The sequence below is a fragment of the Desulfovibrio psychrotolerans genome, from assembly GCF_013340305.1.
Taxonomy (GTDB): domain Bacteria; phylum Desulfobacterota; class Desulfovibrionia; order Desulfovibrionales; family Desulfovibrionaceae; genus Halodesulfovibrio; species Halodesulfovibrio psychrotolerans.
Genome location: NZ_BLVP01000008.1, coordinates 503,427 through 524,626 on the forward strand (window position 1 = coordinate 503,427; position 21,200 = coordinate 524,626).

General features: G+C 60.3%; 17 protein-coding genes. 9 read left to right on the forward strand and 8 right to left on the reverse strand.

Annotation, left to right across the window (positions count from 1 at the left end; translation table 11 throughout):
• Positions 1 to 40 precede the first annotated feature (40 nt).
• Together glpB and glpA are read right to left on the reverse strand one after the other, a co-directional pair.
• On the reverse strand, positions 41 to 1,315 hold the full coding sequence (gene glpB / locus HUV26_RS09955; protein ID WP_174409949.1) for a glycerol-3-phosphate dehydrogenase subunit GlpB: 1,275 nt from the start codon (positions 1,313 to 1,315) through the stop codon (positions 41 to 43).
• Positions 1,312 to 2,931 (reverse strand): anaerobic glycerol-3-phosphate dehydrogenase subunit A, encoded by a 1,620-nt coding sequence (gene glpA, locus HUV26_RS09960; protein WP_174409950.1) that lies wholly within the window; start codon positions 2,929 to 2,931, stop codon positions 1,312 to 1,314. The genes glpB and glpA overlap by 4 nt, the downstream gene beginning before the upstream one ends.
• Positions 2,932 to 3,489: 558 nt before the next feature.
• Between glpA and HUV26_RS09965 the strand changes: the two genes are divergently transcribed.
• From HUV26_RS09965 to HUV26_RS09995, 7 genes are all read left to right on the forward strand, one after another.
• Positions 3,490 to 4,386 (forward strand): DeoR/GlpR family DNA-binding transcription regulator, encoded by an 897-nt coding sequence (locus tag HUV26_RS09965; RefSeq protein ID WP_373869058.1) that lies wholly within the window; start codon positions 3,490 to 3,492, stop codon positions 4,384 to 4,386.
• A gap of 54 nt (positions 4,387 to 4,440) precedes the next feature.
• Entirely contained in the window at positions 4,441 to 5,523 is a 1,083-nt protein-coding gene (locus HUV26_RS09970) for an ABC transporter ATP-binding protein (protein ID WP_174409951.1), read from the forward strand.
• Positions 5,524 to 5,537: 14 nt separating this feature from the next.
• Entirely contained in the window at positions 5,538 to 6,635 is a 1,098-nt protein-coding gene (locus tag HUV26_RS09975; protein WP_174409952.1) for an ABC transporter ATP-binding protein, read from the forward strand.
• Between the two features lie 9 nt (positions 6,636 to 6,644).
• Complete coding sequence (locus tag HUV26_RS09980) at positions 6,645 to 7,517, forward strand: carbohydrate ABC transporter permease (RefSeq protein ID WP_174409953.1); 873 nt, start codon at positions 6,645 to 6,647, stop codon at positions 7,515 to 7,517.
• Positions 7,514 to 8,317, forward strand: a complete 804-nt coding sequence (locus HUV26_RS09985; protein WP_174409954.1) for a carbohydrate ABC transporter permease — start codon at positions 7,514 to 7,516, stop codon at positions 8,315 to 8,317. Before HUV26_RS09980 ends, HUV26_RS09985 begins: the two co-directional genes overlap by 4 nt.
• A gap of 9 nt (positions 8,318 to 8,326) precedes the next feature.
• Positions 8,327 to 8,605: a DUF2160 domain-containing protein gene (locus HUV26_RS09990; protein WP_205245136.1), complete on the forward strand. Its 279-nt coding sequence runs from the start codon at positions 8,327 to 8,329 to the stop codon at positions 8,603 to 8,605.
• 254 nt (positions 8,606 to 8,859) lie between these two features.
• Positions 8,860 to 10,599 (forward strand): ABC transporter substrate-binding protein, encoded by a 1,740-nt coding sequence (locus HUV26_RS09995; RefSeq protein WP_174409955.1) that lies wholly within the window; start codon positions 8,860 to 8,862, stop codon positions 10,597 to 10,599.
• Between the two features lie 200 nt (positions 10,600 to 10,799).
• On the opposite strand, the gene HUV26_RS10000 is transcribed toward HUV26_RS09995, so the two are convergent.
• Positions 10,800 to 11,066 carry a hypothetical protein gene (locus HUV26_RS10000; protein WP_174409956.1) on the reverse strand — a complete coding sequence of 89 codons (267 nt, stop codon included), beginning with the start codon at positions 11,064 to 11,066 and terminating at the stop codon, positions 10,800 to 10,802.
• A gap of 679 nt (positions 11,067 to 11,745) precedes the next feature.
• Between HUV26_RS10000 and HUV26_RS10005 the strand changes: the two genes are divergently transcribed.
• Positions 11,746 to 12,261: a Ros/MucR family transcriptional regulator gene (locus HUV26_RS10005; RefSeq protein WP_308483160.1), complete on the forward strand. Its 516-nt coding sequence runs from the start codon at positions 11,746 to 11,748 to the stop codon at positions 12,259 to 12,261.
• Between the two features lie 205 nt (positions 12,262 to 12,466).
• Here the strand turns inward: HUV26_RS10005 and hypD are convergent, their stop codons facing one another.
• The 5 genes from hypD to HUV26_RS10030 form a co-directional block, all read right to left on the reverse strand.
• Complete coding sequence (gene hypD, locus HUV26_RS10010) at positions 12,467 to 14,863, reverse strand: trans-4-hydroxy-L-proline dehydratase (protein WP_174409957.1); 2,397 nt, start codon at positions 14,861 to 14,863, stop codon at positions 12,467 to 12,469.
• Between the two features lies 1 nt (position 14,864).
• Complete coding sequence (locus HUV26_RS10015) at positions 14,865 to 15,815, reverse strand: glycyl-radical enzyme activating protein (protein WP_174409958.1); 951 nt, start codon at positions 15,813 to 15,815, stop codon at positions 14,865 to 14,867.
• A 146-nt stretch (positions 15,816 to 15,961) separates the two neighbouring features.
• Positions 15,962 to 16,306: a DMT family protein gene (locus HUV26_RS10020; protein WP_174409959.1), complete on the reverse strand. Its 345-nt coding sequence runs from the start codon at positions 16,304 to 16,306 to the stop codon at positions 15,962 to 15,964.
• Between the two features lie 366 nt (positions 16,307 to 16,672).
• Positions 16,673 to 18,925 carry an ATP-dependent helicase gene (locus HUV26_RS10025; RefSeq protein ID WP_174409960.1) on the reverse strand — a complete coding sequence of 751 codons (2,253 nt, stop codon included), beginning with the start codon at positions 18,923 to 18,925 and terminating at the stop codon, positions 16,673 to 16,675.
• Positions 18,926 to 19,056: 131 nt separating this feature from the next.
• Complete coding sequence (locus HUV26_RS10030) at positions 19,057 to 20,574, reverse strand: alkaline phosphatase family protein (protein WP_174410284.1); 1,518 nt, start codon at positions 20,572 to 20,574, stop codon at positions 19,057 to 19,059.
• A 208-nt stretch (positions 20,575 to 20,782) separates the two neighbouring features.
• Between HUV26_RS10030 and HUV26_RS10035 the strand changes: the two genes are divergently transcribed.
• Positions 20,783 to 21,178, forward strand: a complete 396-nt coding sequence (locus tag HUV26_RS10035; RefSeq protein WP_174409961.1) for a hypothetical protein — start codon at positions 20,783 to 20,785, stop codon at positions 21,176 to 21,178.
• The last annotated feature ends 22 nt before the right edge of the window (positions 21,179 to 21,200 follow it).

The following is a 21,200-nucleotide window of genomic DNA, read 5'->3' on the forward strand; positions in this document are numbered from 1 at the left end:
GTTCCGATAATGTCCAGCTGACCTGCGCCTGTTCAGATGTTCAGAGGCGTCCGGTAAGGGCTTCCACCGCGTTGTACGCCGTGGCAATGGCGATGCCCGCGCCGCACTTCATGCGTGTCCAGTCGTGGTGCGCGAGAATGGCTCCGGCGGCGTAGAGGTTTTCGTGCAGCACCGTGCCGTCTGCGCCGAGGGGGCGCTGGGCCGCGTCTGTTTCTATGCCCGCCATGCTCACGGCATGGCCGCGTGGGTCGAAAAAGTCTGTTCTGTGCCACTGGGCGCGCTGCTGCGGCTGCGTGACGGGGATGGCGAAGACCGGTTCGTGGATGGATGCACGGTCTGCCCGCAGTCCCTTGCCGAAAAAGCGCCCGGAAGCGAGGATGGCGTTTCGCGCCCGTACCGTGCGGGTTTCCTGCCCGGTACCTACGTGGAAGGTGAAGATGCCTTCACTGTCCCTTTCTGCCCCCAGCACGAGCTTTTGCGAGAAGGTGCACACCCCGCGCGGGGCGAGGCCCCTGTCGAAGGTGGCCCGCAGGCGCGGTCCGGTGATGGAGGGGGGCAGGGTGGGGATTTCGAAGACGTGCTTGCCGGTCATCTCTTCCAGCATGGTCACGGTGCGCAGGGGGTCGTTAAGCCCCAGCACGGCGGGAAAGCCGATGTATTCCACATCCCGCGCGTGTTCTTTCACGGAGGCGGCAAGTTCGGCGCAGCGCTCCGGCGAGCTGAGGGTCCATGCCATGTGCTCCGGGTACAGCTCGCCCATGGAGCCGGGAAATTCCACCCGGAGCGTTTTCAGGTGCGGCCAGCGGGGGCCCTGCACTTCCTGAATCTGGCGGGCGCTGTATCCCTTGAGGCCGTGAAAATCCACCAGCAGCGTGGGGGCCTTGTCGCGCAGGGCCAGAGTGCCCTTCCATGCCGTCTGCGGCACGCGGTAGGTGCGTTTGACCGTGCCTGCGGGGGTGAGGATGCATGCGTTGCGGTCATCATAGCCCATGTAGGGCAGCTTCTGGCCGGCCAGAAAGGCGGTGAAGTCATCTATGGCGGCGCGGATGCGCTCACGCGGGATGCGGGCGTAGGGATGGTGCGGCACGGCCTGCGTGACGGCCTCTACGGCGGCCCATGGGTCGTCCCACACGCGGCCTTCGGACACGGGATGCACGGCCATGAGGTCCAGAAAGCCGGTGCTGAAATCTATGCCGCCGGTGGCACCCGTCTGGGCCACGCGCAGGCCGCGTTCCGCCGCGAACAGGGTGGCGGCCATGCCCGCAAAGCCCGCGCCGAGCACCATGACATCATAGAGGGTTTCGTACCTGTTCATGCCCGCTCTCCCGTTGAGTCCGCAGAGGGGCTTTCTGCCTCGCACGCGCCGGACCCGTCCGGATGGTGCAGTTCCATGTCCATCATGCCGCAGTACAGGGCTTCCTGCAGGTCTGCCTGCATGGCGGGCAGGCCCCACAGGATGGGGGAGAAACCGCGCCAGCGCCGTTCCACAAAGCTTTTCAGTTCTGCCATGCCCTGCGTGCCGGAAACACACTGCCTGTCGTACAGGTGGCTGGTGACGCGCAGCCCGCAGAACCCGCCCTGACACGGCCCCTTGCCCACGCGGCTGCGCAGCCCGATGGCGTTGAGCATGGAGCGACCGCGGTTGGGGCCTACGGTGTTGATGATGTCGTCCACCACGCTGCGCGAGACCATTTCGCACTCGCAGAGTATCTGGTCGTGGGCGTCGCGGGTGCCGAGCCATGTGCGGGCGGTGAGGCCCGGTTCTGTCCACATGCCCATGGAGGAGGCGGGGAGCGGCGTGGTGCGGGTGAGGCACGGGGCGGTAACACCCAGCTTGCGGCATACGAGGTCTGCTGTTTTTTCTGCCATGAGCCGGTAGGTAGTGAGCTTGCCGCCGGTGATGGTGACGAAATTGGCGATGTTGTCCCGCTCGTGGTCTATGAGGCTGAACCCCCGGCTTACGTTGCGCGCGTCTGAGGCGTCGCCCGCAAGGACCAGCGGGCGCACTCCGGCGTAGGCGCGGATGTAGCGGGTGGTTTCCAGCACGGGGACCATGGCGCGCGCATCACCGATGATGCTGTCTGCCTCCGGTACGGTGGGGCGGGCGAGGTCCGGGTCGTGGATGGTCACGGAGGTGGTGCCCAGCACGGAGACCGTGCCGCCGGGGACGAGGATGTCTGAATCCGAAGGTTTGCGCAGCCGGTTCACCACCCGCGAGGTGAGGCGGTTCTGCGTGATGAGCAGGCTGCCGGAAGAGTAGAGCAGGGGGATGGACGCCCCGGCCATGCGGGCTATGTTGCCCGCCCATGCGCCGGAAGCGTTTACGATACATCGGGCTTCTGCCAGCAGGGGTTCGCCTGTGGTGTCGTCTGTGAGTTCCACGGCGCGGATGAGGCCGGATTCCACACGGAATCCGGTGACGCGGGTGTGGCAGCGGTAGGTGCTGCCCATGGTCACGGCATGGGCGATGTTGTCCAGCGAGAGCATGAAGGGATCTACAGCGGCATCGTTTACGGCGTAGGCGGCGATGAGTCTTTCGGTGAGCACCGGTTCCATGTGGCGGGCCTGCTGCGTTTCCAGAGGCGTGCAGGGAATGGCGCTGCGGGCGCACATGGATTCAAAGTCGGCTATGTAGCGTTCGTCATCGCCCTGAACGGCCACGAACAGGCCGCCTGTGTCGTCAATGCACTGCGGGGCAAGCTGCTTGAGCAGATCGCCTTCCTCGCGGCATTCCACGGCGGCTTCCGCATCGGACGCCACATAACGCGCCCCGCTGTGCAGCAGGCCGTGGTTGGCTCCGGAAGCGCCGGAGTTGATGTCGCGTTTTTCCACCAGCAGGCAGGTGAGCCCGCGTAGGGCAAGGTCGCGCGCAAGCCCGCACCCTGTGGCCCCGCCGCCGATGATGAGCACGTCCGTTCCGATTGTCTTCATGTCTGTTCCGTGCCGGGGTGTTTCCGGCGGTTGCCGATTCTGCGGGTCGTATTATGCCGCTCTGCCCGGAATTGTTTAACGAACGGTGCGGTCTGATTGATACGGAATCCGGAGAAAGGCGTTCGTTTTCGAAAAAAATGCTAATGGTATCCAACATGGGCATGGCCGCGGGGCAGGCTTGTTCTTGTCTGCTAAACCCCGGAGCGCCGGTTGTTGTTGTCGGTCGTTGCCGATTGTTGCCGGTATCGTTCCGCATGTCTTTCCGCAGGCAGGGAAGGCCCGTGGAACATGAGAGAGTGGCCTTTTTCCCCTGGCTCCGGCATTGCCGTTTTGCCCCCTCTTCTCCTGCACGGAGACTGTCTTGAGCGGACGATGAAATTTGCTTTTTTCCTTGTAGCAAAAAACCGAACGTGATATCAATTTGAAACGAAAAAAATATCATTCGGTGACCGAATTGAGTTGAATAGTAGCGCAATCGCTTTGTAGAGTCATCAGTTTTTTCGAATGTGAAAGTGAAGGCGTTGTTTTCTTTTCGGAAACGAACATAAGAGGCCGAAAGTGATGAAGGCGGAAGCCGGACACGGGGAAACGTCTCCCGATGAGGTAGACAGGAGAGATGCGGTGAACGAGCCGGACGAAGCCGATGTGACCACTGCGTCCGGCGCAACGGGCGAGTTGGCGGAAGCACGCCATGAGGCAGTGCGTTCGCGGCATGGCAAGGTTCTGGATTTGGTGCGCGAGAACGGGTTTATGTCCATAGGTGCTCTTGCGGAACGCTTTGGCGTGACGCCGCAGACCATGCGGCGGGATATTAATATTTTGAGCAGGCAGGGGCTTGTGCAGCGGCACCACGGGGGTGCCGGACCCATTCTGAGCACCGAGAACATGGACTATCTGGAACGGCGGGTGCTCTGCCTGCAGGAAAAGCGCGAAATAGCCAAGCTGGTGGCGAGGCAGATAGGGCCGCGCTCCTCGCTCTTCATCAATATAGGGACGACGACGGAAGAGGTGGCCAAGGCACTGTTCAAGCATGAACGGCTGCGCGTGATCACCAACAACCTGAATGTGGCCCAGATTCTGTGCAAGAACGCCTCCATAGAGGTTATTGTTTCCGGCGGCTTGGTGCGGCACAAGGACTGCGGCATTGTGGGCGAGGCGACCATAGATTTTATCCGCCAGTTCAAGGTGGATTACGGTATTATAGGCATAAGCAGTATTGATATGGACGGTACCCTGCTGGATTTTGATTACCGCGAGGTGCGCGCGGCGCGGGCGATAATGGAAAATTCACGCAAGGTGTTTCTGGTGACGGACCACACCAAGTTCGGGCGCAACGCCATGGTGCGGCTGGGCAGTATAGAGGAGGTGGACGCCGTTTTTACGGACAGGCGGCCCCCCGACGAACTGGTGGAGATTATCCGGCGGGCCAATGTGGCACTGCATGTGGCAAAATAGCCGCGACTGGCAGCCGGTGTGGGGACTAGGTGATTCATCCGGAGTAGGAGTGGTATGGGTCTGGAACTGAAGGGTGTTTCGAAACTGGTAGGGCAGGAGGTGCATCTGCGGGATATTTCCCTGCGCCTTGAACCGGGGCAACGCTATGTTGTGCTGGGCAGGACGCTGGCGGGAAAGACATCGCTGCTGCGCATAATGGCCGGGCTGGACCGTCCCACCAAGGGAACGGTGCTGGCGGGTGGCAAGGACGTGACAGGTGTTTCGGTACGCGAGCGCGATATAGGCATGGTGTACCAGCAGTTCATCAATTATCCGTCACTGACCATCTATGACAACATAGCCTCTCCGCTGAAGATTCATGGCGTGGCCCGGGCGGAGGTGGAAAAGCGGGTGCAGGAAGTGGCAGCCATGCTGCACATAGAGCACCTGCTGGGGCGGCTGCCCGCAGAGCTCTCCGGGGGTCAGCAGCAGCGCACAGCCATTGCGCGGGCACTGGTGAAAAATGTGGACCTGCTGTTGCTGGACGAGCCGCTGGTGAACCTTGACTACAAACTGCGTGAGGAGCTGCGCGAGGAACTGCAGAAGATTTTCGGCCAGCGCGAATCGGTAGTGGTGTACACCACCACCGAACCTACCGAGGCCCTGATGCTGGGCGGTAATGTGATCGTCATGCACGAGGGGCGCGTTCTGCAGGTGGGACCCACCGCGCAGGTGTATCAGAATCCCGTTTCCATGAAAGTTGCGGAAGTGTTCAGCGATCCGCCCATCAATTTTATCCCCGTGTCCGTGGACGCACAGTGCGCCCGGTTCGGGGATGAATTGTGTTTTCCCCTCACAGAGGACATGGCGGGGCTGGGGAGCGGCGAATACGTGTTCGGCATACGGTCCAACAAGTTCACCCTGAAGCGCCCGGAGAAGGATTTTCTGACCATGACGGGCAAGGTGGGGCTGGCGGAAATAAACGGCTCGGAAACGTTCATTCACTTCCGGCACGGGGGAAAGACGTTTGTCGTGCAGGATGAAGGCGTGCACATGCATGAGGTGGGACGCCACGTGGATGTGTATGCGCATCCCGGTGATTTCTATGTCTTCAGCACGGCGGGCGAACTGCTCGTTGCACCCAAGCACGACCGATAGCGGAGAAGGATGCCATGGCCCGTATAGATTTGCATGAGATACGACACAGCTACAAGCCGAACCCCAAGTGCGACGACGATTTTGCGCTTAAACGGGTGCACACCACGTGGGAGGATGGCGGCGCCTATGCCCTGCTCGGTCCTTCCGGGTGCGGCAAGACGACCATGCTGAACATTATTTCCGGACTGCTCAAGCCTTCGCACGGGAGCATTCTGTATGACGGGAAGGATGTTTCTTCCCTGCAGCCGGAACAGCGCAACATTGCACAGGTGTTTCAGTTTCCCGTTCTGTATGACACCATGACGGTGTACGACAATCTTGCCTTTCCCCTGCGCAACAGGGGCGTGGGCAAGACCGAGGTGGATGCGCGGGTGCGCCACATAGCGCAGACGCTGGAACTTTCTGCCGATCTGGGCAAGCGCGCCGCAGGGCTTTCTGCCGACGCCAAGCAGAAGATATCGCTCGGTCGCGGGCTGGTGCGCAGCGATGTGGCGGCCATTCTCTTTGACGAGCCGCTGACCGTGATAGACCCGCACCTGAAGTGGGATTTGCGCCGCAAGCTCAAGGAGATTCACAAGGAATTCAACCTGACCATGATTTATGTGACCCACGATCAGGTGGAGGCAATGACCTTTGCCGACCGTATCGTGGTGATGTACGAGGGCGAGATAGTGCAGACGGGCACGCCGGAGGAGTTGTTTGAACGGCCGGAGCATGTGTTCGTGGGCTATTTCATAGGCAGCCCGGGAATGAACTTTTTGCCCTGCACGGTCAGCGGGGACAACGCAGTGGCGGGCGAAGCTGCCATTGCGCTGGCACCGGGGTACGGCGCACGCGCCGCTGCGCTGGGGCGTGAATTCAAGCTGGGCATACGGCCCATGTATCTCGGCGTGCATGCCACAAGAGGCGAGTGCGGCGAGAACCCCTGTCTGCAAGGGCGCGTGACCGGTGTGGAGGATCAGGGTTTCTGCCGCATTGTGACTGTGCAGTTCGGCGGGCATGAGATGAAGGCACGGGTGAACGACGAGCGCACGGTGCCGGATGGCGCCTGCTGGATGACTTTTCCGGCGGATAAGGTGCGGCTGTATTACAATGAACGGCTGGTGGGCTAGGGAGGCGGCATGAATAAATGGGAAAACAACAGGGCGTGGTTCCTTATCCTGCCTGTCTTCGTGATTGTGGCCTTTAGTGCCGTTATTCCGCTTATGACGGTGGTGAACTATTCCGTTCAGGAGATTTTTGGCCCCGGGCAGCGCATGTTTGTGGGCACGGAGTGGTTTGCGGAAACCCTTGCCGACAAGCGCCTGCATGACGCGCTGGGGCGGCAGTTGCTGTTCTCCGGGCTGGTGCTGCTTATTGAGATGCCGCTGGGTGTGGGCATTGCGCTGACCATGCCCAAGAAGGGATGGGCGTCTTCTGCCTGTCTGGTTGTGCTGGCACTGCCGCTGCTTATTCCGTGGAACGTGATAGGCACCATTTGGATTATCTTTACGAGGCCGGATATAGGACTCTTCGGGGCGGCGTTCCATAATCTGGGCATACCGTTTGACCATACGGCGAGCCCACTGGATGCGTGGATAACGCTTATGCTCATGGAGGTGTGGCACTGGACGCCGCTTGTGGCCCTGCTGGCCTATGCCGGACTGCGCGCCATACCGGAAGCCTATTATCAGGCGGCCAAGATTGACGGTGCATCGGCATGGGCGGTGTTCCGCTACATTCAGTTGCCCAAGATGCGCGGGGTGCTGACCATTGCGCTGCTGCTGCGGTTCATGGACAGCTTCCTCATTTACGCGGAACCGTTTGTTCTTACGGGGGGCGGCCCCGGCAACGCGACCACCTTCCTGTCCATTTATCTGGTCAAGATAGCGGTGGGGCAGTTTGACCTTGGTCCCGCTGCCGCGTTCTCGCTCATCTACTTCCTCATTGTCCTGCTGTTCTGCTGGCTGTTTTATCAGGCCCTGCAGGCCGTGGGCACGGGAGACAAGAAATGAAGATACGCAAACGTTACTTTGTGCTTATCATCTATCTGGTGCTGCTGTTCCTGCCCATCTACTGGATGCTGAACATGTCGCTGCGCACCAACGCGGATATTCTGGGCAGCCTGTCCATGTATCCCAAGGAGCCCACGCTGGAGAACTACCTGAAGATATTCCGCGATCCTTCATGGTATTCCGGCTACATAAACTCCATTATCTATGTTTCCATGAACACGGTTATCTCTCTGGTTACGGCGCTTCCCGCCGCCTATGCCTTTTCGCGCTACCGGTTCATCGGCGACAAGCATGTGTTCTTCTGGCTGCTGACCAACCGTATGGCGCCGCCCGCGGTGTTTCTGCTGCCCTTCTTCCAGCTGTATTCCACCTTTAACCTCATTGACACGCACATAGCGGTGGCGCTGGCCCACTGCCTGTTCAACGTGCCGCTGGCGGTGTGGATACTGGAAGGGTTTATGTCCGGCGTGCCGAGAGAGATTGACGAGACAGCCTTTATTGACGGGTACAGTTTTCCCCGGTTTTTCATCCGGGTGTTTGTGCCCCTCATCCGGGCGGGCATAGGCGTTACCGCCTTCTTCTGCTTCATGTTCAGTTGGGTGGAACTGCTGCTTGCACGTACGCTCACCACCACGGCGGCAAAGCCCATCGCTGCAACCATGACCCGCACAGTGAGTGCCACGGGGCTTGACTGGGGTCTGCTCGCCGCGGCGGGTATGCTGACCATAGTGCCCGGTGCGCTGGTCATCTGGTTCGTGCGCAACCATCTTGCCAAGGGCTTTGCCCTGGGACGCGTGTAGGAGGCGGACATGAACATGGAATGGATGGCGTGGACGCCGATTACGGCTGCGTTCTTTTCGGTTATTGTGGTCATGCTCATCGGCATGACCATATGGGAGATTGTTTCTCCCAACGTGGCGCGCAAGGGGTTTTTGCCCATTGTGACCACGCGGGGAGACAGGTTGTTCATCGGTCTGCTGGGAAGCGCCTATATTCATCTGGCATGGCTGGGACTTACGGGTTTTCCGCTGTGGATGGCAACGGTGCTGGCGGTGGGCTTTATTATCTCCGTCATCCGATGGGGGTAGCCGGAGAGAGCAGGGTGCCCTGAAACCGGGCGGCAGAAGGTGCTGCTGCGTTGCCGCAGTGTGCAATGCCTGAGTTGTGGTGTGGCGGATTGCCTTGCTCTGCCGGAGACAGACTGCGGAGACGGTCTGTTTTGCAGGTGACCCTGATGGGGCATACAGCGGTTTTTTTGGGGTGAAGATGCCGGAGAGCTTTTTCCGGCGGAACATGGTACGGAGTTTGTGGAGTTCTTTGTCTTTTGAACACGGAGGTATGTATGAAACTGAGGCGTGTGTTCTTGGTGGGAACGCTTATTGCGGCGCTCCTCGGCCTCGCTGGCATCGCAGTTGCCGATGATGCCCAGTATAAGGCTGCTGCAAAGAAATGGATCGATCAGGAATTTCAGCCTTCCACGCTGAGCAAAGACGATCAGATGAAGGAAATGGAGTGGTTCATCAATGCCGCCAAGCCCTTCCGCGGCATGGAAATCAAGGTGGTTTCCGAAACCATTCCCACCCATGAGTACGAATCCAAGGTGCTCGCCAAGGCGTTTTACGAAATCACGGGCATTAAGGTCACGCATGACCTGATTCAGGAAGGCGACGTGATTGAGAAGTTGCAGGTGCAGATGCAGTCCGGCGAGAACGTGTTTGACGCCTATGTCAACGACTCGGACCTCATAGGCACGCACTTCCGCTCCGGCCACGTGGTGAACCTCACCGACTGGATGACGGGAGAAGGCAAGGACGCAACCCTGCCTACGCTGGATATCGACGACTTTATCGGCAAGTCGTTCACCACCGGACCTGACGGCAAGCTGTATCAGCTGCCCGACCAGCAGTTCGCAAACCTGTATTGGTTCCGTTACGACTGGTTCCAGCGCCCCGAACTGAAGAAGGCGTTTAAGGAACTGTATGGCTATGAACTGGGCGTGCCCGTGAACTGGTCCGCCTATGAAGACATTGCCGAGTTCTTCTCTAAGCATGTGAAGGAAGTGGACGGCGTTGCCGTGTACGGTCACATGGACTACGGCAAGAAGGCTCCCGACCTTGGCTGGCGTTTCACCGACGCATGGCTCTCTATGGCCGGTGCCGGTGACAAGGGACTGCCCAACGGCAAGCCCGTGGACGAATGGGGCATTCGTGTTGACGGTTGCCGTCCTGTGGGCGCAAGCGTTTCCCGCGGTGGCGCGACCAACGGCCCCGCCGCCAAGTACGCCCTGCGCAAGTACATGGAATGGCTGCGTCTGTATGCTCCTCCCGGCGCGCTTGGCATGGACTTCTACCAGTCTCTGCCCAGCCTTGCCAAGGGTAACGTGGCTCAGCAGATATTCTGGTACACTGCGTTTACCGCTTCCATGGTGGAAGAAGGCACGCCTGTCGTGAATGCCGATGGCACCCCCAAGTGGCGCATGGCTCCTTCGCCGCGCGGACCTTACTGGGAAGAAGGCCAGAAGCTCGGGTATCAGGACTGCGGTTCGTGGACCCTGCTGAAGAGCACCCCTGTGGACCGCCGCAAGGCCGCATGGCTGTTTGCACAGTTCTGCGTTGCCAAGACCACCTCGCTGAAGAAGACCCATGTGGGCCTTACCCCCATCCGCGACAGCGACATACGGCATGAATCCTTCACCGAACGCGCACCCAAGCTGGGCGGTCTGGTGGAATTCTACCGCAGCCCCGCACGCGTTTCGTGGACGCCCACCGGAACCAACGTGCCGGATTATCCCAAGCTGGCACAGCTATGGTGGCAGAACATAGGTGAAGCCGTGGCCGGTGAAGTGACTGTGGAAACCGCCATGGACAACCTTGCCCGCGAACAGGACAAGATTCTTGCCCGCCTTGAGCGTTCCAACACGCTGGGCGAGTGCGGTCCCAAGCTGAACCCCGAACGGGACGAAGAGTACTGGCTGAGCCAGCCCGGCGCTCCCAAGCCCAAGCTGGCGAACGAAAAGCCGCAGGGCGAAACCATCGACTACGACACGCTTATTCAGGCGTGGAAGGAAGGCCGCGCACGCTAGTGTGGTCTTGATGGTGTGATGTGCATACGAAGGGGCGTCCCGCCGGGGCGCCCCTTTTCTTGTGATGGTGCGGACATATTCGTGGATAGGCCGAAGAACGCCTGACGGCCTGTGAAAAGCGGGTTTTCAGCAGGCCGTCAGGCGAAAATGGTTCGGCGGATGCGGATCAGGCGCGTATGAACGCAGCCCGAGCAGGCGGGTTAGCCCCGCATCTTCTTCAGGGCGTCCAGCGCGGCATGCGGTATGGCCAGCTTTTTGTCCGCCTGTGCAAAGTCGGCAGGCCAGAGCTTGGCGGCGGTGTTGATGTGGCCCAGAATGTTCGCGGCGTCTTCTTCGGAGTAGTCCAGATCGTCGGCGAGATCGGTGATGCTAAACTTGTATGACTTCTTGCCGCCGGGCGAGGTTGCGTTTCGGGTGCCCAGAATCAAGTAGTCCAGTACGTAGTTAACATCTCTAGGGTCGACCATGTGATTTCCTCTCGAATTGCAGTCTTTTTCATTGGGCATGCGGCGTGCGGCAGGACCGGGGCGGGACTGTGGTGAGCCCGTGTGCGGGGTGCTGCGCGGTTTGCCAGCATGCGTATGCATCATGTTGCCAGAATTCCCGCAAGTTGCAAAGCAAAGCAAGCGGTAACCGTGATATGGGAGAAAACGTCCCCTCATCCGGCATGCCAGCACAGCGTGAGCGCAAATTCAATGCTCTGCAAGGGGGTTTTCTGACCGATGCCTGTGCGCGGTGCATGGCACCCGCACGGCGTGAGGCTTCCTACCACGGCGGTACATGAAAGGCAAAGGGGAAACGCCCGCCGCGCCCCGGAAAATGTGCGCCGGAGGGCTTTTTGCTTGCTGCCGGACGGTCGGGGAGGGAGTGCGGTGTTTGTATTTGGGGAGTGAGTATATACTGTTTACGAGATGGAAGATGATGGAGCATGCAGACGCACGCAAAAGAAATGCACTTTTGTGCAAGAGACTGCACAGTCGTTTCAGGTATGGGGGCAGGGGTGTTCATGAATGTGTTATTCATGGTTCTTAAAAATTGTAAGCTCCACCCCGTTGAAAATGCTTTGATTATACCATGCTAAGGGTGAATGTGGAGTGCTGCTGGAGTATTGTTTAGCGCAAGGAATTGTTCTCCCGTAAAATTTTCATGTACATTTTCCATGTTTGTGTTTATCTGGGGATAGAAACTAACCCCCCCTTAAGAGGTGCCATAATGAACACGAACCCGTATTTTGATCAGGCGATGGCTATGGTGCAGGCGCAGGCTGGCGTGAAGCAGATGACCCCCGCCGAGATGATTGCAATGGTTAAGGATTTGGCTGAAGGTTTGGCAAAACTTTCCGGCAGCGAAGTTGCAGAGTGTGTGTGCGAAGAGGCTGCAGAAGGCCCGGTTGTTGATCCCAAAAAGGCCATTAAGCAGAACTCCATTATTTGCGTGGAGTGCGGAAAGTCCTTCAAGATTTTGGGCAAGAAGCATCTTGCTACACACGGACTTACGCCTAATGAATATCGCGAGAAGCACGGCTACAAAAAGGGTACTGCCCTTGTTTGTAAAAGTCTTGCCAAGCAGCGCAAGGAAAAGATGGCTTCCATGAGGATTTGGGAAAAGGTGGAAAGCCGCGGCAAGAAGAGCACGGCCAAGCCCGCAAAGGCTGAAAAGTAAGCGGAGATTTACATCCCCGGCAGCGGTTGCTGCTTTGCCGGAATGTTCACCGCGAGTACGGGAACATGAACAGGCAGGTGGCACCCGGCTATGGCTGAGGTTTCAGCCATGATGATACTGCATGAAATATCCCCCGCCACGCGATGTGCATGGCGGGGGATTGCTTTTGGATGCTGCGGGCGGGCGCGGCAGATGGGGTGCCCTGCTACGCGAATTCCTGCTCTGTTCTGCGGATGATTTCTTCCTGATGGTCGGCATCCAGATCCACGAAGTAGTCGCTGTATCCCGCCACGCGGACGAGCAGGTTGCGGTATTCATCCGGGGTGGTCTGCGCCTTGCGCAGAGTGGCGGTATCTACCACGTTGAACTGAATGTGGTGCCCGTTCATGGCAAAGTAGGTGCGGATAAGCTGGGCAAGTTTGTCCAGATCGCCCTCGCCTGCAAGGACGGCAGGCAGGAAACGCTGGTTGAGCAGAGTGCCGCCGGATTTGATCTGGTCCATCTTGCTCAGGGACTTGATGACCGCCGTGGGGCCTTGTCTGTCTGCTCCGTGGGAGGGCGAGGTGCCGTCTGACTCCGGCAGGTGGGCGAGGCGTCCGTTCGGTGTGGCACCCAGCATTTTGCCGAAATAGACATGGCACGTGGTGGAGAGCATATTCAGGTGGTAGACGGTGCCCTTGGTGTTCGGCTTGCCGTCTATGGCGGCGAACAGGGAATCGTACACCCGGCGCATCAGGTTGTCTGCCCTGTCGTCATCATTGCCGAAGAAGGGGGTTTTGTTCCACAGGCGCAGGCGCAGTGCCTCCTTGCCCCTGAAGTTAGCGGCGAGGGCGGTGAGCAACTCGTCCATGGAAACTAAGGGAAGCTTGGAGGCCTCGGCATCTGCAGTGGCGGTATCTGTGCCGAACACATGGGTTTTCAGGGCGGAAAGGCTGTCCGTTACCGTGCCTATGCCGCAGCACTGGATGTAGTTGGTGTTGTAGCGCGGGCCGCCGTTGTAGTAGTCCTGTCCCTGTTCTATGCAGTCGTGGATGACCACGGACAGGAACGGGGCAGGGGAATGCAGGGCGTACATGCGCTCTATGTAGTTGTTTACGCGGATTTTCAGGTCCACCACGTATTCCAGTTGGCGGGTGAAGGCGGCGTACAGGTCGTCAAAGGTGGCGAAGTGGCGCGGGTCGCCCGTCTGCGGGCCGACCTGCATGCCTGTGAGCGGGTCTGTGCCGTTGTTCAGGGTTATTTCCAGCACCTTGGGCACGTTCAGGTAGCCGGTGAGGATGTAGGCTTCCTTCCCGAAGCTGCCTGTTTCTATGCAGCCGCTGGTGCCGCCTTCGCGGGCGTCTTCCACGGTCTTGCCCACGCGGATCTGCTGCATGACCACGGTATCTGTATTGAAAACGCTGGGATAGCCGTAGCCGTTGCGGATGACCCGCGCCGCAGCCTTGAGGAAGCGTTGCGGGGTCTGGCTGCTTATGTGCACGCTGGGCTGGGGTTGCAGCAGGTGGAGTTCGTCCGCCACTTCCAGAATGAGGAAGGAGACCTCGTTCACGCCGTCGGTGCCGTCGCGCCGCAGTCCGCCGAGGTTGATCTGGGTGAAGTCGTTGTAAGTGCCGCTTTCTTTGGCGGTGACGCCCACCTTGGGCGGGGCGGGGTGGTTGTTCACCTTTATCCAGAAGCAGGCGAGGAGTTCCTTTGCGCTGTCACGGGTGAGGGTGCCGTGTGCCAGTTCTGCCTCGTAAAAGGGCGCGAGGTGTTGGTCCAGATGACCGGGGCTCATGGCGTCCCAGCCGTTCAGTTCGGTAATGGTGCCCAGATGGACGAACCAGTACATTTGCAGCGCCTCGTGGAAGGTGCGCGGGGCATGGGCGGGCACACGGCGGCAGACCTGCGCCATGTGGAGCAGTTCCGCCCTGCGGTGGTGATCTTGTTCTGCCTGCGCCATGGATTCCGCGAGGGCGGCGTGGCGTTCTGCAAAGATGATGACGGCATCGCAGGCGATATCCATTGCCCGGAGCTGCTCGGCGCGTTCCGGGGCAAGGGGGTCGTTCAGGTAGTCCAGACGGGCGATGCGGTCTGCTATGCGGGCTTTGTAGTCCAGCATGCCCGTGCTGTAGATGGTGCCGTCCAGCGCGGTGTGGCCCGGAGCGCGTTGTTCCATGAATTCGGTGAACAGGCCGGATTCATAGGCGTTTTTCCATTCCTGCGGCACGTTGCCGAAGACCCGGTCGCGCATGGAACGCCCCTTCCAGTAAGGAACGACCTCGCGCTCATAGGTGGCGATGTCTGTTTCGGAAACGCTGTAGCGGGCCATCTCGCGGCTGTTCAGGATGCGCAGGTCTTTTGCCGAATGGCAGGTGAGTTCCGGGAAGGTGGGCACCACCTTGGGCGCGGGACCGCGCTCGCCCACGATGAGCTCGTGCGCGCCTATGTAGATGGTCTTGCGCTCGCACAGGTGGCGGAAAAACAGCGCACGCAGCACGGGCAGGGAATGTTTGCCGTAGTGTTCCCTGTAAAATTCGGTCTCCAGCAGGGCGCGTTCTATGGAGATGGCGGGCTTTGCCCCGAAGCTCTCCTTGCGCAGGTTCCAAATGCGTTGGTTCATGTCAGCCTCCGGTATGCACTGTGAGTCCGAATTGCCTGAGAATGTCTACCGCGTGCCGCACCCGTTGCGGGTCGGACGGGGGAATGTCTGAGCCGGGATAGGCCTTGCCCAGCTTGGCGTACTTGGCTTTTGCCGCGCTGTGATAAGGGAGCACGTCTACGGAACGGGTGCCGGGCGTTGCGTCAGGCGTTCTCTCGGACAGCGCGGCGATGAACGCGCCTGTGGCACGCAGGTTGGCATCGTCATCGTTTATGCCGGGAATAAGGGGGAGACGCAGCCGCAGGGGGTGCCCGTATTCCGCAAGGGTGGTGATGTTGGTCAGGATGCGCTTGTTGGAAACGCCCGTGAACCGTCTGTGCGTGGCATCATCCATATGCTTGATGTCTATGAGGAAGAGGTCTGTCTCTTTGGCGATATGGAGCAGCAGGGAGGTCTCCGCAAAGGCACTGGTATCCACGGCGCGGTGGATGCCGCGTCTGCCGCAGGCGCGCAGGAGTTCCAGCAGAAAGCCGGGTTGGGCCAGCGGTTCTCCGCCGGAAAAGGTGACGCCGCCCTCAGAGCAGTCGTAGAAAGGGCGGTCCTTTTCTATGGCTTCCAGCACCTGTTCCACGGACTGTTCGTTGCCTGTTGCCTCGTGCGCAAGGGCGGGGCAGACCTGCTCGCAGGTGGTGCACAGGCTGCACGCGGCATGGTCCCTTGCGGGGCCTGACGCGGTCATGCGCAGGGCGTTGCCCGGACAGGCGGCGATGCACGCCCCGCAACCCACGCACCGTTCCGGCATGGTGACCATGACGGCGGGGTGGTCCATGCCTTCCGGATTGTGGCACCATACGCAACGCAGGGGGCAGCCCTTGAGAAACACGCAGGTGCGCAGATTCGGCCCGTCGTGAATGGCGTAGCGTTTTATGGCGAATATGGTGCCGCCGGTGCGGGCGGGGCAGGGTCCTGTCATGATGTGCTCTGTTTTCAGGAATTGTTCCCAATAATATTTCACAAATAGGCGGCAGGTGCAACGGCTAATACGCGCACGGGTGGTTCAGCACAGGCAGGGCGTGTTATCCGCTGAATGCGCTGGCTACGCCGGATACGCTGCGGGTGTCAGGACCGGAAGATGAAGTACACGGCCCCGAGCAGGCACAGGCTGGCCCACAGGTAGTCCAGCTTGAGGGGCTGATCCATGTACCAGATGGAAAAGGGCGCGAACACGGCCAGAGCAAGCACTTCCTGCATGATTTTAAGCTGCGGCAGGGTGAAGGTGCCGTAGCCGATGCGGTTTGCCGGGACCTGAATCATGTACTCGAAGAAGGCTATGCCCCAACTGGCCAGGGCTGCCACATACCATGCCCGGCCTGCCATGTTTTTGAGGTGGGCATACCATGCGAAGGTCATAAAAATGTTGGAGAGCAGGAGAAGACCGACGGTGCGCAGTGCAACGGAGTCCATGGGTGACCTCTGGATGAGGAAGAATAGTCGGCACCCTGTGCGGATTCCGCTGATTCTGCTGCGCCTGCCGACAGGAGTTGTGTCAGGCGGTGCCGAAGCTGCCGCGGCTGCCGGAACTGCCGGAGCTGTCTAAGCTGGCGGAGCTGCCGGGATGCCGGGCATGGCGGACACGCCAGGACATGACGGGCAGAGATCGCACGGAAGAAGGCAGGGGTGACGACAGCGCATCCATATGCTCTTCCGCAGTGCATCGCAAGCGGGATTTTGCGCCGTGTACACACGGGGTTTTCGCCTTGGCTGACCGTGCATTCCGGTCATGCGGGCGGGCCAGAGTACGTCAAGGTCACGTCAAGGTCAGGGTACAGGTCAGTCTTCCATCTGCAAATAGGCTTCCATGATGACCTTGAGGCCGAAGCCGGGGAAGTTTACCCGGTATTTATCCGGCGGGACGTGCTGCACAAGCTTGCCGCGTCCGAAAATCTTGTGCGTGCAGAAGCCCAGCCGGCGGGGGCTGGGGCTGGCGGGTTTAGGTATGCAGTCGTCTGCCGTGGCAAAGGGGATGCCGTCTTCGTCCGTTTGCATGCCTGAAGCCGAAGCGGCATCTGCGAAAGTGCTGCGCTTCTGCATGGCGGTGGCAGCCGAAGCAGGCATGGCTGCGTCCGGGGCTTGCGGGGCGCAGGAACCGAGGCGCATGGTCCGCTGCTGCGGGTATTCGCGGCGGGCAAGGCCGCCGGTGTAGTTCTCCTTCCATTCCTCATAGAGGTGCACGGGCAGGTCGCGCACAAAGGGGCTGGGGCTGGCCGGTTCGTTGCCGCCGCCACCACGGCTGTAGATAGAGGACGGAACGAACAGGCCCAGATATTCGCGGGCACGGGTGCAGGCCACGTACATGAGCCTTCTTTCTTCTTCAAGGTCCTCGGCTTTTTGCAGGGCCTGTTTGGAGGGGAAGCGTTCTTCCACAAGGTCGATGATGAGCACGGCGTCCCATTCCAGCCCCTTGGCGGAATGCACGGTGGAGAGGGTGATATGGTTCTCGGCCTGCGCCGCTTCCGGGTTGGGGTCTTCCAGCGACAGGTCGGAGACGAAGAGGTCCAGTTCGCGGTAGGTGGCGGCAATCTGCACCAGTTGGTCCAGCCCGTGTTCCCGGCGTGGGTAGTCGTCCGGGTAGAGGGCCATGAGCCGGGGGCGGTAGTGTTCCAGCACCTCTTCCAGTACCTCGGCCGGTTGCAGCCGCTGGCGGCGCAGGGTGTCTACCAGTTCCAGATCCTTACGGAAATTCGGATACTTTTTGAGGGCCTTATCCAGTTCCGCCACGTTCTGCATGCGCGAGGCCTCGTATATCTTCAGGCCCGTCTTGGGGCCTATGCCCTTGACGTTGGCAGCCAGCCGCTGAAAGGCGGGCAGGTCCAGCGGGTTGAGCATGAGGCGTACGTAGCTCATGACATCTTTGACGTGCGCGGCGTCTGAGTATTTGAGGCCGCCGTATTTTCTGAACGGTATACCCGCTTTGCCGAGCTGCATTTCCACATGGTAGGACTGGTAGCCCGCCCGGAACAGCACGGCGATTTCGCCCGGTTGGTAGAGGCTGCGCAGTTCCGCTATCTTGTTCACCACCAGATTGGCCTGCGTGAGGTCGGAGAGGGGTTTGACCAGTTGCGGCAGCGAGCCGCCGGTGCGGCTGGTGAACAGGGATTTGTGGAAGGCTGCCGGGGCATCTTCCAGAATGGCGTTGGTGAGGTTGAGCACGGGCTGGACGGAGCGGTAGTTCTCTTCCAGCTTGATGAGTTTTGTTCCGGGAAACATGTTGGGGAACTGCAGGATGTTCTGCACATTGGCCCCCCGGAAGGCGTAGATGGACTGGGCATCGTCACCCACGGCCATGACGTTGCGGTGACCGCCCGCCAGAAGCTGCACCAGCCGGGACTGGACGAGGTTGGTATCCTGATACTCGTCCACCATGATGTAGCGGAACCGCTGGCGGTAGAATTCCAGCAGGTCGGCGCGGGTGGAGAGCAGGTGTTCCAGTTCAAAGAGCAGGTCGTCGTAATCCAGCAGGCCATGTTCCTGTTTGTAGGCGGCGTAGCTCTGCGCAATGGCTTCTATGTCGTTCCGGTAGGCGGCAAGGTGAAAGGCCTCGCGTTGCAGGATATCGCCTATGTCGCGTTCCTTGTTGCGGGACTTGGAGAGCATGCCCATGACGGTGGCGGTTTTGGGGAAGGACTTGTCGCCCTTGCCCGCGCCGAGCAGGTCTTTGCAGTATTTGAGGGCTTCTGCGGCGTCTGCCGCGTCCATGATGGAAAGACCGTTTTCGCGTCCCGCCGGGGGGTGCTGGCGCAGCACGGAGTAGGCGAACGCGTGGAAGGTGCCGCCGGAAACCGCCCCTATGCCGCGCCCGAGAAGGGTTTCTGCGCGGTGCAGCATCTCTTGCGATGCCTTGCGGGTGAAGGTGAGCAGCAGTATTTCGTAGGCCGGAACGCCCTGTTCCACCATGTTGGCCAGACGGTAGACAATGGTTCTGGTCTTGCCCGAGCCTGCGCCTGCGATGCACAGGACGGGGCCTTCGAGAGTCATGGCCGCTTCGTATTGGGCGGGGTTCAGTTCCTTTTTAAAATCAATCATGTACCGACCCTGAAGATTGCAGCGCCATGGCGGTCTGCTGCGTTGATGCGAACTGTTTGCGGGGCCTGAATCGTATGCGCGGAGTGCATTGCGTCCTCCTGCCATGGCCTGCGGCGCGCTGCTTTTTCCGGTCAGCGCACCGTGGCGGGAGAGGAGGGCGCAGGTGCTGCTGGGGCTGTTTTTTCAGCAGCCGGTTCTGCGGCGGCAAGGCCGAAGTGGTGCAGCACCAGACGGCCCACATCGCGCACCCGTTCTGCCTGCATGGCTGGTCCAAAGGTTGGTCCACTGTCAGGCTGCATGTCAGGCCGCATATTTGGCCGCATATTTGGCTCACTGTTTGGCTGCTGCATGTCTGGTGGAGTGCTATCATAAAAGAAGACATCGTGCACCGTGTGGGTTCCGGTGCGTCCGTGCAGGCTGAAGACATCGCGCCGGTTGAATTTGGCCTTCAGGTCGAAGCCGGGGTTCGGCTCGCAGACCAGATCGGGTGCGAACGGCTGCATGGGGCCGGGGTAGAGGCTTGCGGCATCGTGCACGGCGGCGAGGACGGGGGTGCCATTGTGCCGCAGAGACAGCAGTGCCTGACGGATGCGTTCGCGCAGGGGGGCGGCATTGTCTGCGGAAACCTGCCCGCGTGCGAAGCGGGCGGCGGTATGCAGGTAGATGCGTCCGGGGTCCAGCGCAAAGGCGCGGGTGGAGGGCAGGATGCCGGAGGCGTCCAGTTCGTCGCTGGCTTCCGGCGGCAGGGCGGTGTGCAGCAGTCCTTCTGCGCGGAGAAAGGCGTTCAGGTCCACCTCGGTTATCAGGTGAGTGAAGCCGTGGTCTGCGAGGACGATCAGCCGTTTGGGGTCCGGCAGGGCATCGAACCGTTCCAGCAGGGCGGCGATGGTGCTGTCCCATTCCATGAGCAGGGAGAGGCACTGCTGATGCAACGCATGGGCGGGGTCGTTGACGGCATCGAACAGGAAGTGGAACAGGCGGTCCGTTTCTGTAAGCACCAGCACGAAAAGGTTCCACGCGAGGTCGGGCCACAGCAGGTCCAGCGCGGCGCGGCGCGAGGCGAGGGTTTTGCGCAGTTCTTCCAGCAACGCAAGCGGGTTGTCTGCGGCGCGGGTGGTATCTGCCTCCAGCAGGTAGCCGCGCTGGCGCAGGGCACCCGCCAGCATGGGCGGGAACACGGCGCGGGAAAGATCGTGCGCAACGAAGCCGGAAACCATCATGCCCCTCAGGGGACGGGCGGGGTAGGTGTTCGGCAGGTTGACGACGCGCGCAGTCAGTCCGGCGGCTCCCAGCCTGTCGAAGATGGTGGGGGTTTGCACGTGCTCCAGACTGCACAGGGCCATTTCGTAGGTGCGGGCGTGGATGCGGGTGAAGCCGAATATGCCGTGCTCTTCCGGCCCGGTGGCGGTGAAGAAGCTGGTCCAGTTGACGGGAGAGAGTTCCGGCAGTTCTGCGCGGATGGCGCGGGCCTTTTCCGTGAGCCGCGCAAGGGCGGGAAAACGGCCCGTGGCGGCGAGAGTGCGGGCAAGGGAGAGGGGGAGCCCGTCCAGCCCGAGCACGACAAGGCGGCCGGGGGCGTTCTGCCTGCCGGAGGAGGGCGCGTGCGGAGGGGAGGATTGCTGCGGAAACGGTGAAGAGGAGGATGACATGGGCAAGGGTGTAGCAAATGCGCGGGCAAAGTTCCAGCGTGGGAAAATGACGCGATTTTTCTGCCCAATCCACTGATATTGTATGACAATTGACGCATTGCTTCAGGGGTGGTAGTATCTTGCAGGGCGGGGATATTGCGTTGCGGGCCGGAGGCTGTCCGGCGCGTTGGCGTGGCCATGAAACCAGTCGGGCGGAGGATTGTGAACAATGGGGATGCACGATTGCGAGATTTTCGGGCACATGCTGTACAGTCCGGATTTGAGTTATAACGAGTTGTACGCGCTGGAAGCGAATCTAATTGATGAGCTGCGTGAAGCGCTGGAGCAGGCGGGCGCAGAGCATGTGGACCTGACGGCGCAGGGCGATGCGCTGCGGATGCAGTGCGTGCTGGTCCGGTATGAGGAGGCGGCGTTTCATTCGTTATGCGATGCGGTGGCGGCGTTTTTGCCCAAGTCTGTGCAGGGGCGGCTGCTGTGCGTGCATAAGGATTTGCATGTGGTGCATTTGTATTGTTTTTTTGAAAACGGATGGAAGGAGGCGGCCATGGATATTTCCATGAGGGCCTGCCACACGGACTGCACCTTGCCCGGCCCGCAGGAATGATTGCCGCTATCCGCCGGGCGGG

What these genes read in the sequence shown, in the direction of transcription:
- glpB (WP_174409949.1), bottom strand. Translation starts at nt 1,315, where the DNA reads ATGAACAGGTACGAAACCCTCTATGATGTCATGGTGCTCGGCGCGGGC.
- glpA (WP_174409950.1), bottom strand. Translation starts at nt 2,931, where the DNA reads ATGAAGACAATCGGAACGGACGTGCTCATCATCGGCGGCGGGGCCACA.
- HUV26_RS09970 (WP_174409951.1), top strand. Translation starts at nt 4,441, where the DNA reads ATGGGTCTGGAACTGAAGGGTGTTTCGAAACTGGTAGGGCAGGAGGTG.
- HUV26_RS09975 (WP_174409952.1), top strand. Translation starts at nt 5,538, where the DNA reads ATGGCCCGTATAGATTTGCATGAGATACGACACAGCTACAAGCCGAAC.
- HUV26_RS09980 (WP_174409953.1), top strand. Translation starts at nt 6,645, where the DNA reads ATGAATAAATGGGAAAACAACAGGGCGTGGTTCCTTATCCTGCCTGTC.
- HUV26_RS09985 (WP_174409954.1), top strand. Translation starts at nt 7,514, where the DNA reads ATGAAGATACGCAAACGTTACTTTGTGCTTATCATCTATCTGGTGCTG.
- HUV26_RS09990 (WP_205245136.1), top strand. Translation starts at nt 8,327, where the DNA reads ATGAACATGGAATGGATGGCGTGGACGCCGATTACGGCTGCGTTCTTT.
- HUV26_RS09995 (WP_174409955.1), top strand. Translation starts at nt 8,860, where the DNA reads ATGAAACTGAGGCGTGTGTTCTTGGTGGGAACGCTTATTGCGGCGCTC.
- HUV26_RS10000 (WP_174409956.1), bottom strand. Translation starts at nt 11,066, where the DNA reads ATGGTCGACCCTAGAGATGTTAACTACGTACTGGACTACTTGATTCTG.
- HUV26_RS10005 (WP_308483160.1), top strand. Translation starts at nt 11,746, where the DNA reads ATGTACATTTTCCATGTTTGTGTTTATCTGGGGATAGAAACTAACCCC.
- hypD (WP_174409957.1), bottom strand. Translation starts at nt 14,863, where the DNA reads ATGAACCAACGCATTTGGAACCTGCGCAAGGAGAGCTTCGGGGCAAAG.
- HUV26_RS10015 (WP_174409958.1), bottom strand. Translation starts at nt 15,815, where the DNA reads ATGACAGGACCCTGCCCCGCCCGCACCGGCGGCACCATATTCGCCATA.
- HUV26_RS10020 (WP_174409959.1), bottom strand. Translation starts at nt 16,306, where the DNA reads ATGGACTCCGTTGCACTGCGCACCGTCGGTCTTCTCCTGCTCTCCAAC.
- HUV26_RS10025 (WP_174409960.1), bottom strand. Translation starts at nt 18,925, where the DNA reads ATGATTGATTTTAAAAAGGAACTGAACCCCGCCCAATACGAAGCGGCC.
- HUV26_RS10030 (WP_174410284.1), bottom strand. Translation starts at nt 20,574, where the DNA reads ATGTCATCCTCCTCTTCACCGTTTCCGCAGCAATCCTCCCCTCCGCAC.
- HUV26_RS10035 (WP_174409961.1), top strand. Translation starts at nt 20,783, where the DNA reads ATGGGGATGCACGATTGCGAGATTTTCGGGCACATGCTGTACAGTCCG.